At 59.7% G+C, this 14868-nt stretch carries 14 protein-coding genes, 1 tRNA gene and 1 pseudogene; 7 read left to right on the plus strand and 9 right to left on the minus strand.

The features are described from left to right. Nucleotides 1-67 precede the first annotated feature (67 nt). The 3 genes and pseudogenes from BMW74_RS03940 to BMW74_RS03950 all read right to left on the minus strand — a co-directional run bounded on the left by BMW74_RS03940 (nt 68) and on the right by BMW74_RS03950 (nt 1810). Nucleotides 68-1075 (minus strand): Ldh family oxidoreductase, encoded by a 1008-nt coding sequence (locus tag BMW74_RS03940; protein WP_093413947.1) that lies wholly within the window; start codon nt 1073-1075, stop codon nt 68-70. A gap of 126 nt (nt 1076-1201) precedes the next feature. Then, nucleotides 1202-1324 (minus strand): annotated as a pseudogene (locus tag BMW74_RS25655) (carboxymuconolactone decarboxylase family protein); the annotation flags it as partial. Between the two features lie 3 nt (nt 1325-1327). Continuing rightward, entirely contained in the window at nt 1328-1810 is a 483-nt protein-coding gene (locus BMW74_RS03950; RefSeq protein ID WP_093413949.1) for a VOC family protein, read from the minus strand. 632 nt (nt 1811-2442) lie between these two features. Here BMW74_RS03950 and napE point away from each other — a divergent pair. The 5 genes from napE to BMW74_RS03975 are packed head-to-tail and all read left to right on the plus strand — an operon-like array spanning nt 2443 to nt 6510. Continuing rightward, entirely contained in the window at nt 2443-2607 is a 165-nt protein-coding gene (gene napE / locus BMW74_RS03955) for a periplasmic nitrate reductase, NapE protein (protein ID WP_093413951.1), read from the plus strand. Between the two features lie 37 nt (nt 2608-2644). Further along, entirely contained in the window at nt 2645-2905 is a 261-nt protein-coding gene (locus tag BMW74_RS03960) for a chaperone NapD (protein ID WP_093413954.1), read from the plus strand. After that, nucleotides 2902-5406, plus strand: coding sequence for a nitrate reductase catalytic subunit NapA (gene napA / locus BMW74_RS03965; protein WP_093413957.1), 2505 nt, complete (start codon nt 2902-2904; stop codon nt 5404-5406). Before BMW74_RS03960 ends, napA begins: the two co-directional genes overlap by 4 nt. Before the next feature lie 11 nt (nt 5407-5417). Then, nucleotides 5418-5903 (plus strand): nitrate reductase cytochrome c-type subunit, encoded by a 486-nt coding sequence (locus BMW74_RS03970; RefSeq protein ID WP_093413960.1) that lies wholly within the window; start codon nt 5418-5420, stop codon nt 5901-5903. A 10-nt stretch (nt 5904-5913) separates the two neighbouring features. Next, nucleotides 5914-6510 (plus strand): cytochrome c3 family protein, encoded by a 597-nt coding sequence (locus BMW74_RS03975; RefSeq protein ID WP_093413963.1) that lies wholly within the window; start codon nt 5914-5916, stop codon nt 6508-6510. Between the two features lie 155 nt (nt 6511-6665). On the opposite strand, the gene BMW74_RS03980 is transcribed toward BMW74_RS03975, so the two are convergent. From BMW74_RS03980 to BMW74_RS04000, 5 genes are all read right to left on the minus strand, one after another. Then, nucleotides 6666-6741: transfer RNA gene (locus BMW74_RS03980), tRNA-Gly, on the minus strand. 63 nt (nt 6742-6804) lie between these two features. Further along, nucleotides 6805-7365 (minus strand): CDP-diacylglycerol--glycerol-3-phosphate 3-phosphatidyltransferase, encoded by a 561-nt coding sequence (gene pgsA, locus BMW74_RS03985; protein ID WP_093413966.1) that lies wholly within the window; start codon nt 7363-7365, stop codon nt 6805-6807. 32 nt (nt 7366-7397) lie between these two features. After that, complete coding sequence (gene uvrC, locus BMW74_RS03990; RefSeq protein WP_093413969.1) at nt 7398-9221, minus strand: excinuclease ABC subunit UvrC; 1824 nt, start codon at nt 9219-9221, stop codon at nt 7398-7400. A 2-nt stretch (nt 9222-9223) separates the two neighbouring features. Then, nucleotides 9224-9865, minus strand: a complete 642-nt coding sequence (gene uvrY / locus BMW74_RS03995; protein ID WP_093413972.1) for a response regulator transcription factor GacA — start codon at nt 9863-9865, stop codon at nt 9224-9226. Nucleotides 9866-10000: 135 nt separating this feature from the next. Beyond that, nucleotides 10001-10750: a carbon-nitrogen hydrolase family protein gene (locus tag BMW74_RS04000; RefSeq protein ID WP_093413975.1), complete on the minus strand. Its 750-nt coding sequence runs from the start codon at nt 10748-10750 to the stop codon at nt 10001-10003. A gap of 624 nt (nt 10751-11374) precedes the next feature. Between BMW74_RS04000 and BMW74_RS04005 the strand changes: the two genes are divergently transcribed. Beyond that, nucleotides 11375-12445 (plus strand): 3-deoxy-7-phosphoheptulonate synthase, encoded by a 1071-nt coding sequence (locus BMW74_RS04005; protein ID WP_093413978.1) that lies wholly within the window; start codon nt 11375-11377, stop codon nt 12443-12445. A 54-nt stretch (nt 12446-12499) separates the two neighbouring features. Here the strand turns inward: BMW74_RS04005 and BMW74_RS04010 are convergent, their stop codons facing one another. Next, a complete protein-coding gene (locus BMW74_RS04010; RefSeq protein ID WP_175479146.1) occupies nt 12500-13570 on the minus strand; it encodes a hypothetical protein in 1071 nt (356 codons plus the stop codon). Nucleotides 13571-13913: 343 nt separating this feature from the next. Between BMW74_RS04010 and BMW74_RS04015 the strand changes: the two genes are divergently transcribed. Next, nucleotides 13914-14792 (plus strand): esterase/lipase family protein, encoded by an 879-nt coding sequence (locus BMW74_RS04015; protein ID WP_093413981.1) that lies wholly within the window; start codon nt 13914-13916, stop codon nt 14790-14792. The last annotated feature ends 76 nt before the right edge of the window (nt 14793-14868 follow it).

Raw genomic sequence — 14868 nt, forward strand, 5'->3', positions numbered from 1 at the left:
GAGGCTGGATGTGCCGGCCTCTTCGCCGGCAAGCCGGTCTCGCTCCCACAAAGATGGTCAGCGTCTATCAGGCGAGCAAGGCCTTGAGGTCGTGGTACAAAGCCTCGGGTATCTGTACCCCCTCCACCGCACTGCGCGCCCGCGCAGCATAGCGCCGCTGCGACGGCAAGCGTGCGCCCTGCCCCTCGATCCCCTGGAACATGCTTTCGGCCCGCGCCAGGTGCTGTTCGGTGGCATCCCCCAAGAAACGTCGTGGATCAAGGGCAATGATCAACTCGCCATGGTAAGGCGACGACTTGCTGCCCGCGTCGTAAGCCAGTGACTCGGCACTGGTCAGATCGCCGATCAAGGGGCCGGCGATCAACTCGACCATGGCCGCCAGCGCCGAGCCCTTGTGCCCGCCAAAGGTCAGCATCGCCCCGCTGTCGAGCACCACGTTGGCATCGGTGCTCGGCTGCCCGTGGGCATCCACGCCCCAGCCCTCGGGAATCGCCTTGCCCGCACGTCGATGCAACTCGATGTCGCCCCGGGCAATGGCGCTGGTGGCGAAGTCGAAGACAAACGGATCGTTGCCCGCACGCGGCCAGCCAAACGCAATCGGGTTGGTGCCGAACACCGGCACGCGTCCGCCGGCAGGCGCCACCCAGGCATGGCTCGGGGTACAGGCCAGCGCCACCAGGCCGGCGGCGGTCAGTTGCTCGATCTCCACCCACAACGCGGAAAAGTGCACGCAATGATTGATCGCCAGCGCGGCAATCCCATTGGTCCGGGCCTTCTGTTCCAGCACCGGCAACCCGGCCTGGAACGCCAGTTGCGAGAAGCCGCCCGCGGCATCGACCCGCACAATCGACGGCGCCTGGTCGATCACCTTGGGCTGCGCATCGGCCGACACCTTGCCGGCGCGCAGCGAATTCACGCAGCCCAGGATCCGGTACAAGCCGTGGGACGCACAGCCATCGCGCTCGCCGGCAATCACCGTGGCAGTCACTGCCTGGGCGTGGGCGGCGTTGAAGCCGTTGTGCAACAGGATCGATTCGGCCAACTCGCGGGCTTCGATCAGGGACAGTCGGATCATGGTCATCTCCTTGAACAGACCGGTCAGACTGGCCCATTCCCGGGTCCACGGCTTGATCGCTTTAGCCCGAGGCGATGACGAATTCAGCATATCGCCCGACACGGCGCCCGCGCCAACAGCCTTGGTTTAAAGCTTCATGCCCACCGCCAGGCGGTTGAAAGCATTCATCAAGGCCGCTGCCAATGTCAGGTCCGAGATCTCGACGTCGGTGAAGTGCGCTTTCAACGGCTCGTACAACTCGTCTGGCGCGCATTATTTAGCGTTCAGCGCCGCTTCGATGGTCGCGATATCGATCTTGGTCATGTCCATCATGGCGTCGAACGCACGCTTGGCCGCGGCTCGATCAGGATCGGTGATGGCGGCCGTCAAGACACGCGGGGTGATCTGCCACGACAGCCCCCACTTGTCCTTGCACCAGCCGCACGCACTCTCCTGGCCGCCGTTACTGACAATCGCGTGCCACAGGCGATCCGTCTCGGCCTGATCGTCGGTCGCCACCTGGAAGGAGAACGCTTCGCTGTGCTTGAACATCGGCCCGCCGTTCAATCCAAGGCAAGGGAGGCCCAAGACCGTGAACTCGACCGTCAAGACATCGCCCAGCTTGCCCGCCGGGTAGTCGCCGGGCGCGTGATGAACAGCCTTCACGGCGCTGTCAGGGAATGTCTTGGCGTAGAAGGTGGCCGCGTCCAGCGCGGTGCCGTCGAACCAGAGGCAAAGGGTGTTTTTGCTGATCATCGTGATTCTCCAAAGGGGTGACTGAGCCTTACATTCTAGTCAGCTCAAGCGCCCCCTTTTTTAAAACCGACGATCAAACCGCTCTGCCCAGCTTCGCCGCGCTCCAGCGGCGGCCATGACGGAATGAGTCGAAAAAAACCTGCTCACCACGAGCAGGCAGACAACGTGATCGCACGCAATGAAGAACACCCTCGCTAGCGGTCTTAGCAGTGGTGGACATCACGCCGTTGAACGCTAGGGGCAACGAGGAGGCGATTAACCATTCACTGTGCCGATCCAAGACTTCGTCGTGCCAACCCAAGACTACAGCTATTGGGATATTGGCAAGGCGCCACGCGTGTACATCAACGTTCTCAAGTTGTTCTAGCGGATAACAAAAAAACGCGGCTCTTTAGCCGCGCGTTGTTGTCACCACACGTTGTAATCCGAGGCCGCAGTTAGCAATAACTAGTAAACAACAATCATACGCAGCAGCATTCAATTATTACCCAACGATGTAACAACCTTACTTATTAAACCCAATAACACCTGGATGACTGCTGTTGTTACCGTTGATCGCCAAATTATCTAGATAAAAAACGCTTTACGCAGCGTGCTCTAGTCTCAGCTCCAATCAGCCCGGAGTGATTGCTGTGACATTAGTTGACGAAAAAAAAATCCAGCGGCGCAAGGAAACCCGGCTATTCGTATTTCTCGTGGTCTGTCTGTTTCCCTTGCTATCCGTTGCCATCGTTGGCGGCTACGGGTTTATGGTCTGGTTCCTGCAAATGCTCTACGGCCCGCCTGGAACTCTCTAACTGATAGTCCTCTTTCAGCGCTATTCGGAGTCAACGCATGGACGAAACCCTGCATATTGCCAGCCTGGTAGTACTTGCCCGACCTGAACTATTCGACGCCGTCAAAGCCAACTTGCGCTTATTGGATAACTTGGAGCTGCACCACGAAAGTACCGTCGGCAAACTGGTGGTGGTCCTTGAGGCCCGCCACGAAGATCAGATCCTTCAACGTATCGAGCAAATAAGCAATTTGCCGGGCGTACTGAACGCTGCGTTGATCTATCACGAACTCCTCGACCCTGCAGGAGACACCCAATGAGCATGACCCGCCGAGAATTCGTCAAGGCCCAGGCTGCGGCCATCGCGGCCGCCGCCGCAGGCCTGCCGATTGCCACGTCTGCCAGCAACCTGATTACCGAAGCCGACATGGTCACCCTGGACTGGAACAAGGCGCCCTGCCGTTTCTGCGGCACCGGCTGCAGCGTGATGGTCGCGACCCGGGACAACCGGGTGGTTGCCACCCATGGCGACGTCAAGGCCGAGGTCAATCGCGGGCTGAACTGTGTGAAGGGTTATTTTCTTTCCAAGATCATGTACGGCGTCGACCGCCTGACCCAGCCACTGCTACGCATGAAGAACGGTGAGTACGACAAACAGGGCGAGTTCCAGCCCATCAGTTGGGAAAAAGCCTTCGACATCATGGAGGCAAAGTACAAGCAGGCCCTGAAGAACAAAGGCCCCGAATCGATCGCAATGTTCGGTTCCGGGCAATGGACGGTGTGGGAAGGCTATGCCGCCAACAAGCTGATGAAGGCCGGCTTTCGCAGCAATAACATCGACCCGAATGCCCGTCATTGCATGGCCTCGGCGGTCATGGGCTTCATGCGTACCTTTGGTGCGGATGAGCCAATGGGCTGCTATGACGATATCGAAGCCACCGACGCCTTTGTGCTCTGGGGCTCGAACATGGCCGAGATGCACCCCGTGCTCTGGAGTCGGGTCACCGACCGGCGCCTGAGCCAGCCCCATGTAAAAGTCGCGGTACTGTCCACCTTCGAGCACCGCAGTTTCGAGCTGGCCGACATTCCGATGGTGTTCAAGCCGCAGACCGATCTGCTGATTCTCAATTACATCGCCAACCACATCATTGAAAGCGGCGCGGTGAACCAGGACTTCGTCAGCAAGCACACGCGCTTTGCCAAGGGCGCCGACGATATCGGCTATGGCTTGCGGCCGGACGATCCGCGGGAGAAACAGGCGAAGAATGCCGACAAGGCCAACACCTGGACCGACATCTCCTTCCAGCAATTCGCCGAGTTTGTAAAACCCTACACCCTGGAGCGAACGGCCAAGGAGAGCGGCGTCTCGGCGCAGCATCTCAAGAGCCTGGCCGAACTCTATGCCGACCCCAAACGCAAGATCGTCTCGTTCTGGACCATGGGCTTCAACCAGCACACCCGGGGGGTATGGGCCAACAATTTGATTTACAACATCCACTTGCTCACTGGCAAGATCAGCGAGCCGGGCAACAGCCCATTCTCGCTGACCGGCCAACCATCGGCCTGCGGCACCGCGCGTGAAGTCGGAACCTTCTCCCACCGCCTGCCCGCCGACATGGTCGTGACCAATCCCAAGCACCGCGCCACGGCGGAGAAAATCTGGAAGCTGCCCGCGGGCACTATCCAGGAGAAAGTCGGTTTCCATGCAGTGCAACAAAGCCGCATGCTCAAAGATGGCGTGCTCAACGTCTACTGGACCCAAGCCAGCAACAACATGCACGCCGGCCCGAACATCATGCAGGAAGTGCTGCCCGGCTGGCGCAATCCGGAAAACTTCGTGATCGTCTCGGACGTCTACCCCACCGTGTCTGCCCAAGCCGCCGACTTGATCCTGCCCGCCGCCATGTGGGTCGAAAAGGAAGGGGCCTTTGGCAATGCCGAGCGTCGTACCCAGTTCTGGCATCAATTGGTGAGTGCGCCGGGCGATGCCAAATCGGACCTGTGGCAGTTGATGGAGTTTTCCAAGCGATTTACCACCGACGAGTGCTGGCCCGCCGAACTGCTGGCCAAGACACCGCAAAACAAAGGCAAGACCCTGTTCGAGGTGTTGTTCAAGAATGGTCAGGTCGACCAGTTTCCCGTCGAGCAAATTGAGGCCGGCTACAAGAACGACGAATCCAAGGCGTTTGGATTCTATGTACAAAAAGGCTTGTTCGAAGAGTACGCCCAGTTCGGCCGCGGCCACGCCCACGACCTGGCTGCCTTCGACCGCTACCACAGCGAACGCGGCCTGCGGTGGCCGGTGGTCGATGGCAAGGAAACCCGCTGGCGTTACCGCGAAGGGCTCGACCCCTACGTGGAGAAAGGCAGCGAAGTGCAGTTTTACGGTTACCCGGACAAGAAGGCGATCATCTTCGCCCTGCCGTACGAGCCACCAGCGGAAGTACCAGATGCCGACTATCCGTTCTGGCTCAGCACCGGCCGGGTGCTTGAACACTGGCATACGGGCACCATGACCCAACGGGTGGAGGAGTTGTACAAAGCGGTGCCGGATGCCCTGGTGTATATGCACCCGGACGATGCCAAGGCCATGAATGCACGCCGTGGTAGCGAGGTCAAACTGATCAGCCGGCGCGGCGAGATTCGAGTACGCATCGAAACCCGCGGACGCAACAAGCCACCACGCGGCCTGGTGTTCGTGCCGTTCTTCGATGCCAACAAGCTGATCAACAAGGTCACGCTCGATGCCACGGACCCGATCTCCAAGCAGACCGACTACAAGAAATGCGCCATCCGCATCGAGTTAATCAGCGTGGCTTGAGGAGAACCGCCATGACCTTTCCAATCCTGCCTCTGGTCCTGCTGGCAATGCTGGGCACCGCGGTCGCCGCCGAGGTCAGCTACCCGCTGGATGCGCCGGCCCCGAACGGCCGTCGCCCCGGTGGCATCCTGACCCAGGACCAGCCTGCGCCCCCCATTGCCAGCGACGAAAACAAGGACCTGAAACGCGAACGCAACTACCCCGACCAGCCGCCGACGATTCCGCACAGCATTCGTGGCTACCAGATCGACAAATACGGCAACAAGTGCCTGTCCTGCCACAGCCGGGCCAACAGTGCGCGCACCCAGGCGACAATGATCAGCATCACCCACTACATGGACCGCGACGGCCAGGCACTGGCTGCCGTTGCACCACGACGCTATTTCTGCAATCAGTGTCATGTGCCCCAGAAAGACGTAGCCCCGTTAGTGGGCAACAATTTCGAGACCATCGACAAAATCCTGCAAGACGACGCCAACGCTGCGCAGAAACCTTGAGGAGTGCGCCATGAAAGGATTGTTCGCGTTGCTGAAGGACTATTGGGGCATCCTCTGTCGGCCCAGCGTGTATTTCAGCCTGGGCTTTCTGACCCTGGGCGGTTTCATCGCCGGGATTGTTTTCTGGGGTGGTTTTAACACGGCGCTGGAGCTGACAAACACCGAGAAGTTCTGCATCTCCTGCCACGAGATGCGCGATAACGTCTACGTCGAACTCAAAGACACCATTCACTACACCAACCGCTCAGGCGTTCGCGCCAGTTGCCCGGACTGTCATGTCCCCCATGAATGGACACACAAGATCGCGCGCAAGATGCAGGCGTCGAAAGAGGTCTGGGGCAAGATGTTCGGCACCATCGACACCCGCGACAAGTTCCTCTCCCTGCGCCGTGAACTGGCCGAACACGAGTGGTCCAGGCTCAAGGCCAATGATTCACGCGAATGCCGTAACTGCCACAACTTTGAGTTCATGGACTTTACCCGCCAGGGCAAACGCGCGGCCACGATGCATTCAACGTCATTGGCGAATGGGGAAGCGACTTGCATTGATTGCCACAAAGGCATTGCGCACAAGTTACCGGACATGAGCGGCGTGAAAGGCTGGTAGCGCGGCACCTGCGTGATTGCGGCTTCTACGTCTTGGCGTAGCAACGACGTAAAGTTACAGGTACTCAGTGCTTTTCCACAGGAACGAAAAAAGACGCCGAAGCGTCTTTTTTCTATGACCTACAGATTTCAATTGAACCCTGTCGATCTTTGTTTTGGAGCGGGAAACGAGACTCGAACTCGCGACCCCGACCTTGGCAAGGTCGTGCTCTACCAACTGAGCTATTCCCGCGTCTTGGTGTGGCGTATTCTATAGAAATTCGAATACGCGTCAACCCCTTGATTCAAAAAAGTTTTATTTCTTTTCTACATCGGTTTGCAGATGCGGCCACGCGGCACGCAGGTACTGCACCATCGACCACAAGGTCAGACCGGCAGACACCAACAACAAGGCGTAGCCCACCAGAACCCAGAAGCTGAAGTCCGAAGGATTGGCCAGCAGGATCACCAACGCCAGCATCTGCGCTGCGGTTTTCCATTTGCCCAGGTTGGAGACGGCGACATGCGCACGGGCGCCCAGTTCGGCCATCCACTCACGCAGGGCAGAAACGACGATTTCACGGCCAATAATCACGGCTGCCGGTAACGTCAGCCACAAATTGCCATGTTCCTGCACCAACAGCACCAATGCCACGGCGACCATCAGTTTGTCCGCCACAGGATCAAGAAACGCACCAAAGGGCGTGCTTTGCTCCAAGCGGCGAGCCAGGTAACCATCGAGCCAGTCCGTCGCAGCAGCAAACGCGAAGACCGAGGCGGAAGCCATATAGCTCCATTGGTACGGCAGGTAGAACAGCAAAATGAAGATCGGGATGAGCAGGACGCGTAGTACGGTAATCAGATTAGGGATATTCATCGGCACAACTGGCTACGAGGTGAAGGGGCATTCTACTCGCTATGCAGGTTTGCATAAATCAACTCAGCGAGCTTTTTACTGATCCCCGGTGCTTTGGCGATCTCTTCGATGCTTGCACGAGACAGCTCCTGCAATCCACCAAAATGTTTCAACAGGTCCCGGCGACGGGTCGGCCCTACCCCGGCAATGCCTTCAAGTGTCGAAGTACGACGGGTTTTTCCACGCCGGGCACGGTGTCCAGTAATAGCAAAACGGTGTGCCTCATCGCGAATCTGCTGGATCAAATGCAGCGCCGGTGAGTCGCCACGCAGGGTGAACTCATGGGCCGCATCGTTCAAATAGAGTGTTTCAAACCCGGCCTTGCGCGTCGCGCCTTTGGCCACGCCCAATAGAATCAGGTCAGGCACCGCCAATTCGTTAAGCACGTCCCGCGCCATCGACAACTGCCCCTTGCCGCCATCCACCAGCAAGATATCGGGCAGTTTGCCCTCGCCGTCCTTGAGTTTGCTGAAGCGGCGCGTCAAGGCCTGGTGCATCGCCGCGTAGTCATCGCCGGGGGTCACCCCTTCAATGTTGTAGCGCCGATAATCTGACTTCAGCGGCCCTTCTGGGCCGAACACCACGCAGGACGCTACGGTTGCTTCACCGCTGGAATGGCTGATGTCATAGCACTCCAGGCGCTGCGGCGGCTCATCCAGGTTCAGCACTTCGGCCAAGGCCTCAAAGCGGGCGGCGACGTGTTGACGATTGGCCAGGCGCGCACCCAGAGCCTGCTCGGCATTGGTGACGGCCAGCTGTTGCCAGCGCGCTCGCGTACCGCGCACCCGGTGACTGATGGTCAGCTCGCGCCCGCGCAGTTCATGTATTGCCTCGATCAGGGCCGGAAAGTCTTCGTGAACCACGTTGACGATCAACTCGCTGGGCAAATCGCGCTCAGGGCTGCTGATGAAATACTGGCCAAGAAACGCCGCCATGACCTCGGCAACGTCCTCTTCAATGCCCACTTGTGGGAAAAAGTTCTTGCTGCCCAGCACCCGGCCGCCACGCACACTGATCAGGTGGACACAGGCACCGCCCGGGTTGATAAACGCCGCCACGACATCCACATCCCCAGTGCCACCTTCCATGCTTTGCTGGTCTTGTACCCGACGCAGCAGGGAAATCTGGTCGCGCAATTCGGCTGCGCGCTCAAAGTCCAGGGTGCTCGCCGCCTGCTCCATTCCAGCCGACAACTCATCTGTCAGCGCGTTGCTGCGACCTTCGAGGAACATCACCGAGTGCCGCACATCCTCGGCATACACCTGGGGCTCGACCAAGCCGACGCAAGGCGCCTTGCAACGCTTGATCTGGTACTGCAGGCATGGACGGGTGCGGTTCTTGTAGTAGCTGTCTTCGCACTGGCGAACGAAGAAGGTCTTTTGCAGCAGGCTGAGGCTTTCACGGATCGCCCCCGCACTGGGATAAGGGCCAAAATACTTACCCTTGGCCTTCTTCGCGCCACGATGAATGCTCAGGCGTGGAAACTCGCCATCCGAGAGAAACACATACGGATAGGACTTATCGTCACGCAGCAGAATATTGTAGGGCGGCCGCCACTCCTTGATCAGCGTCTGTTCAAGCAGCAACGCTTCGGTTTCGTTGGCGGTGATGGTGGTTTCGATCTGGGCGATGCGCCCGACCAGGGCTGCGGTTTTCGGCGCCAGGCCGGTCTTGCGGAAGTAACTGGCCAAGCGCTTTTTCAGGTTCTTGGCTTTACCGACGTAGAGCAGGTGCGCATCGCTGTCGAACATGCGATACACGCCGGGGCGCCCACTGCAGGTCGAAAGAAAGGCGCTAGGATCAAACAGATCGGTCATCGTCAGAGGCTGGCATCAACCATGCCATGACGAACCGCCAACAGCGTCAACTCAACATCACTGCTGATCGAAAGCTTCTCGAAAATGCGGTAACGGTAGGTGTTCACGGTCTTGGGTGACAGGCAAAGCTTGTCGGAGATGATCTGGACCTTCTGGCAGCCAACGATCATCAGGGCAATCTGAATCTCGCGCTCCGACAGCGCATCGAACGGTGAATCGTTGCTCGGCTGGAACGACTTGATCGCCAACTGCTGGGCAATTTGCGGGCTGATGTAACGCTGTCCGGCAAACACTTGGCGAATCGCCTGCACCATTTCATTGAGCCCGGCACCTTTGGTCAGATAGCCCGCCGCACCGGCCTGTAGCAGCCGCGTAGGAAATGGGTCCTCCTCGCACACCGTCACCGCCACGATTTTGATGTCCGGGTGGCTGCGCAACAGCTTGCGCGTGGCTTCAAGGCCGCCGATTCCGGGCATTTTTACGTCCATCAGAACCACATCCGGCTTCAACTCACGTGCCTTTAGCAGGGACTCTTCCCCCGACTCGGCCTGCCCGACTACCTGCAGGCCTTCGATGTCAGCCAGCATCCGTGTAATGCCTGTACGAACGAGATCGTGGTCATCGACTACTAGCACCCTAATCAAGCAGACACCCCGCGATATGGTCTTATTGGTTGCCGGACACCTTAGCAAAAAGCATCCGGCAGACCTAGCAGAACGCACGATATAAAAAGTTTCAATACATCTTGGAGGGCCTGAGCCAAACGCCTTACAGACGTTTCAGACCTGAGCTACCTGCCCACTCCATATACCTGAGTTGCGACGTGCAATGACCAACAACTCCCCGACACCGTGGGCCGCCGCGATCAGCGAACCGTCCGCCGCCCAGATCGCGCTGCGTCCAGCCGACTCCCAACCGCCTGTCGTCCCTGCGTGGTTGGCCATCAACACCACCATTGAATGCTCGGCCGCATACCCCTGGAGCAAGGTGGTATCCGGCGCATAGCCACCCTCGGTGATCAGCACGCCAGCGGCGTAGATATTCGCGCCGTTGGCAGCAGCCGCTGCGGCATGGCTGGCATGGGAAAAGTCCGCGCACACCGCCAACGCCACCCTGTCGACCCCCAAGGCCAGTACCGGACCACCGGAGCCCGGTGCAAAGGCTGCCTCTTCGCCAGCGTGCAAATGCTGCTTGCTATAGATACCCAACGAGCCATCAGCCGCCAGCACCAACGCACCGATCAGTACCGGCCCAGTCGGTGACAGGCGGATCGGTATGCCCACCACCGCGCTAATGCCCAGTTTACGTGCCACGTCACGTAGCGGCTGCAAGACTTGCGCATCGGGGGCAATGGCCAGTTCCGCCGCCAGGCCACGCTCATATCCGGTCAGGGACAACTCAGGAAACACCAGCAGTTGCACCCCCTGCGCGGCGGCGGCCTGGATCAGGTGTTGGTGCCGAGCGATGTTGGCCGGCAGATCCCCGGCAATGGAGATCGATTGAGCGGCGGCAATAACGAGTGTGTTCATCCCTGCTTTCCCCATGGGCACGCGATTGAATCCCGAAGTCTGTCATAAACGCGCGTTGCGATTGACACCCTAGAGGCGAACGTTCAAACCGATAGTATTTTCTGATTGAATCTGCGCCCTCGCCTCTAGTAAGCTCGACGCACTCATCGGAGACACACCATGTTCAATACCCTTTCACCGCTATCTACCGTCAGCGCCCTGCGCTCGGTTGCGGCTGCCCGGGTAAAAAGCAGTGTCGGTGCACCGGTAAACTTTTATTTTGGGTATTGGTTTAGCCACTGGCGCGCCTGATACCCACACGGCGGCCACTACTCAAGGGGTCGCCTACCAGAGAATTCTCAACCCCCGGTCGGCTTCCCGCCCGGGGGTTTTGCTTTTTCAGCCCCCCACTTTTTAGCGACATCACTGACTTCAAGGGAACACGACATGAACTACGCCACTTATTACCGCAACGACTTCTCCTTCTGGCGATTTACCAGCTTCCGCTCGGGACAGCCTGCCGCCTCCGATCGGTCACCTATAGGTGGCAAGCACACACGCCAGGCCAATCCGGCTAATTGTCGAACACCCCAGTAGGGCCGAGCGCGCGGGACCTGACCCGCCGCCAGCCCAGGAAGACCGAATATGAACGCATCCGTCTCTGCTCTGCCGCTGTCCACCTTGAACCCAGCCAATGAACCCCTGGCCCAGCGCCTGCCCAGTTCATTGCAACTCAAACAGCAACTCCCCCTCGACAGCGCCCTGTCGCAACAGGTTGCCGCCCACCGCGAAGCGGTCCGCGCGATTCTTGACGGTGAAGACTCCCGTTTGTTGGTCGTCGTCGGTCCCTGCTCGATTCATGACCCGCGATCGGCCCTCGAATACGCAGAAAAGCTCGCCCGCCTTGCCAGTCAAGTGAGTAACGACATGCTCCTGGTGATGCGCGCCTACGTCGAAAAACCCCGGACCACGGTGGGCTGGAAAGGCTTGGCCTACGACCCACACCTGGACGGCAGTGACGACATGGTCGCCGGCCTGACCCTGTCACGTGAACTGATGCGCGAGATGCTCAGGCTCGGCTTGCCGGTCGCCACCGAGTTGCTGCAGCCGATGGCGGCCAGCTACTTCGACGACCTGCTGAGCTGGGTCGCCATCGGCGCCCGCACCACCGAATCGCAGATCCACCGGGAAATGGCCAGCGGCCTGGGCATGCCCGTCGGCTTCAAGAACGGCACCGACGGCGGCGTCGCCGTGGCCACCGACGCCATGCGCTCGGCAGCCCACCCACACCGCCACTTCGGGGTCGACCGCCAGGGTCATCCGGCGATCATTCAGACCCAGGGCAACCCGGACACTCACCTGGTCCTGCGCGGCGGCCATCGCGGCCCCAACTACGACGCCCGCAACGTGGCGCAGATCCACAGCGATTTGCACGCGCTCAAAATCGCCCCGCGCATCATGGTCGATTGCAGCCACGCCAACAGTGGCAAGGATCCACTGCGCCAGCCGGCCGTGTTCAATGATGTCCTGGAACAACGCCTGGGCGGTAACCGTGCACTGATCGGCATGATGATCGAAAGCCATCTGTTCGAAGGCTGCCAACCATTGAGCCCGGCATTGCGCTACGGCGTTTCGGTGACGGACGGCTGCCTGGGCTGGAACGCTACCGAGCAGTTGCTACGGGATGCCGAGCAAAAACTGCGCGCTATCGGCTGACGTGGGGCTTGCTGCTGTTGCGCTCGGAGCGCAACAGCCTCCAACGCCGTCCGGCTAGAGCGCCAGGTCAGCCCTGCGCACCTGCACCTCCACCACCTCGGACACCTCACCCGTACCGTCCTGGCGCATGACGCGGTAGCTCACCCGGACGGTGGAGTCTTGATGCTCGCGCCAGAATCGGTAAGGCACGATAAACACGCTGGCCTTGCGGTCGTTCACATCGCGGCTATCGCGATGATTAAAATGCGTGCCGTCACACTTCAGGTACACCAAGTCTCCCGGGGCAATACTCGGCTCATCGATCAGCACCGTGACACCATCCAGCGCCTCGTGCACCTCCAACACCCCCTCACTGGCCTCCAGCACCTGAGGCAGGGCAAGTACCTGCGGTTCACGGACCCCCACCCTCACCTGTACAGACTCGGAGTAACGCATGGCCAGGCCGGGACGCTGGACGAAGTAGCTGACCGTCACAACCTCACCGAGGTTCGAGGCGATGTAGTGAGGGTCAATCCAGAACGACACCTCACCGCCCAACGCACAGGGTGCAATGCTCAGTGAATCGCCGACGCTGCGACTGGGCGTACTGCCTTGCCACGTTAAAAAAACCGTGTCACCCACGGCCATCGTGGCGTACGGCCGAATGATGACGCGCACACCTTCGCTGACACGCTCAGGCGCCAGCCAACCGCTGGACGTCTCATCAACCCGCGGGGCGGGAAGGACGTGCGCCGCGTCACCGACCTGCAATTGCAAGGCCGGCGACTTGATCGGAGCGCCGCATGCAGCCGATTCCAAGGTGTAATGCACTGCGACCGAACCGCCATCGAACGGGTCAATCTGCTCATCACGAACCACGAACAGAATCGGTTTGCCGACCTGGGCGCAACTGACAAAGTGCTGGATCTCGAAGGCCCCGGTCCCCCCTTCGACATCGATACCGCGCCACACCAGCGTCACACGGTCGCCACTGGCCATGCCCGAATAGGGCTCGACCCGGAACACCGCGCGATCATTGGCCGGATCGAGCATCCCCTGCTGCTCCCCCTCCAGACGCGGCGCCTGCAGATCCCAATAGCCTTTGGGTCGCCGAAAGCGCCCCTTCAACCGTCCCTCGATATTCATAACGCCTCTCCTTTCCCTGGAAAAACGCTGCCGACATTCGACCGGCAACGATGTGAGGCGTTATTGAAACCCGAAAGCCCATGGAGCGATGTCAGACGCCCCCACCGACATCGACGACATACGCTGCAACTGCGGTAGGACGCATCCCAAAAACCGAGGCCAACCCGTGTCAGTGGATCTCTAAATGCGCCGTGCAATGACGCCTCAACACGTGACAATGCCCACAATTTTTATTCCGCATTCAACAACGGACAGCGGCTTTTTCGCACACCGCTCGCCAATGGCGGTGCATTAGAGTGAGGACGCGAACACCCCACCGAACTCACGGAATATAGGAACGCATATGCAACGGAATGCCACCACGCAACACCCTATTGTGCTGGTCCACGGCCTATTCGGATTCGACAGCATCGGCTCGCTCGATCTTTTCTACGGTGTCAAGCAGGCGCTCAGGAGCGCGGGTACGCAAGTGTTCATCCCCCACCTCTCGGCCACTCACTCCAATGAAGTCCGTGGCCAGCAACTGCTGGCACAAGTCGATCGGATACTGGCCGGGACCGGCACCACCAAAGTCAACCTCGTCGGTCATAGCCAGGGGGCGCTGGCGGCGCGCTATGCGGCAGCGGTTACGCCCGAACGGGTCGCCTCGGTGACCTCGGTGAGTGGGCCAAACCACGGCTCGGAGCTGGCCGACTGCCTGCGCAAGGCGCTCACCCCCGGGCACCTGCCAGAACAGATCGCCGAGGCCGTCGCCACCCTGTTCGTCGAGTTCCTGGCCTTTATCGCCGGCACCCCGAAAATCCCGCACAACGCCATCGCCGCACTCAATGCGCTCACGACCGAAGGCGTGGCGGACTTCAACGCCAAGTACCCCCAGGGCTTGCCGAGCACCTGGGGCGGCAATGGCCAAGAGTTGGTCAATGGCGTGCGCTACTTTTCCTGGAGCGGCATCGTGGGCAATCTGCGGGATGAAGGACGCAATGCCCTGGATCCACTGCATCATTTCTGCCGCGCTTTCTCGCGGTTCTTCACCCGTGAAGCCGAGCAAAACGACGGGATGGTCGGCCGCTACAGTTCGCACCTGGGGACGGTGCTGCGCTCCGACTACCCGCTCGACCACCTGGACACGATCAACCAAACCGCAGGCCTGGTGCGCCAAGGCATCGATCCGGTGGAGCTGTACCTTGCCCACGCCGAGCATTTGAAGCAGATCGGCCTTTAACCGCTTGCACCGCTCATTTACGACCAACGGCCATGTGCCAAGGCGCCAGACACCAGATTGACGAGAAATAGCCCCC

The organism is Pseudomonas sp. ok272 (assembly GCF_900109995.1).
In the GTDB taxonomy this organism is placed as follows: domain Bacteria; phylum Pseudomonadota; class Gammaproteobacteria; order Pseudomonadales; family Pseudomonadaceae; genus Aquipseudomonas.

Coding starts and splice junctions, on each gene's coding strand:
- BMW74_RS03940 (WP_093413947.1), bottom strand. CDS start 1,075: ATGATCCGACTGTCCCTGATCGAAGCCCGCGAGTTGGCCGAATCGATC.
- BMW74_RS03950 (WP_093413949.1), bottom strand. CDS start 1,810: ATGATCAGCAAAAACACCCTTTGCCTCTGGTTCGACGGCACCGCGCTG.
- BMW74_RS03960 (WP_093413954.1), top strand. CDS start 2,645: ATGGACGAAACCCTGCATATTGCCAGCCTGGTAGTACTTGCCCGACCT.
- napA (WP_093413957.1), top strand. CDS start 2,902: ATGAGCATGACCCGCCGAGAATTCGTCAAGGCCCAGGCTGCGGCCATC.
- BMW74_RS03970 (WP_093413960.1), top strand. CDS start 5,418: ATGACCTTTCCAATCCTGCCTCTGGTCCTGCTGGCAATGCTGGGCACC.
- BMW74_RS03975 (WP_093413963.1), top strand. CDS start 5,914: ATGAAAGGATTGTTCGCGTTGCTGAAGGACTATTGGGGCATCCTCTGT.
- pgsA (WP_093413966.1), bottom strand. CDS start 7,365: ATGAATATCCCTAATCTGATTACCGTACTACGCGTCCTGCTCATCCCG.
- uvrC (WP_093413969.1), bottom strand. CDS start 9,221: ATGACCGATCTGTTTGATCCTAGCGCCTTTCTTTCGACCTGCAGTGGG.
- BMW74_RS04000 (WP_093413975.1), bottom strand. CDS start 10,750: ATGAACACACTCGTTATTGCCGCCGCTCAATCGATCTCCATTGCCGGG.
- BMW74_RS04005 (WP_093413978.1), top strand. CDS start 11,375: ATGAACGCATCCGTCTCTGCTCTGCCGCTGTCCACCTTGAACCCAGCC.
- BMW74_RS04010 (WP_175479146.1), bottom strand. CDS start 13,570: ATGAATATCGAGGGACGGTTGAAGGGGCGCTTTCGGCGACCCAAAGGC.
- BMW74_RS04015 (WP_093413981.1), top strand. CDS start 13,914: ATGCAACGGAATGCCACCACGCAACACCCTATTGTGCTGGTCCACGGC.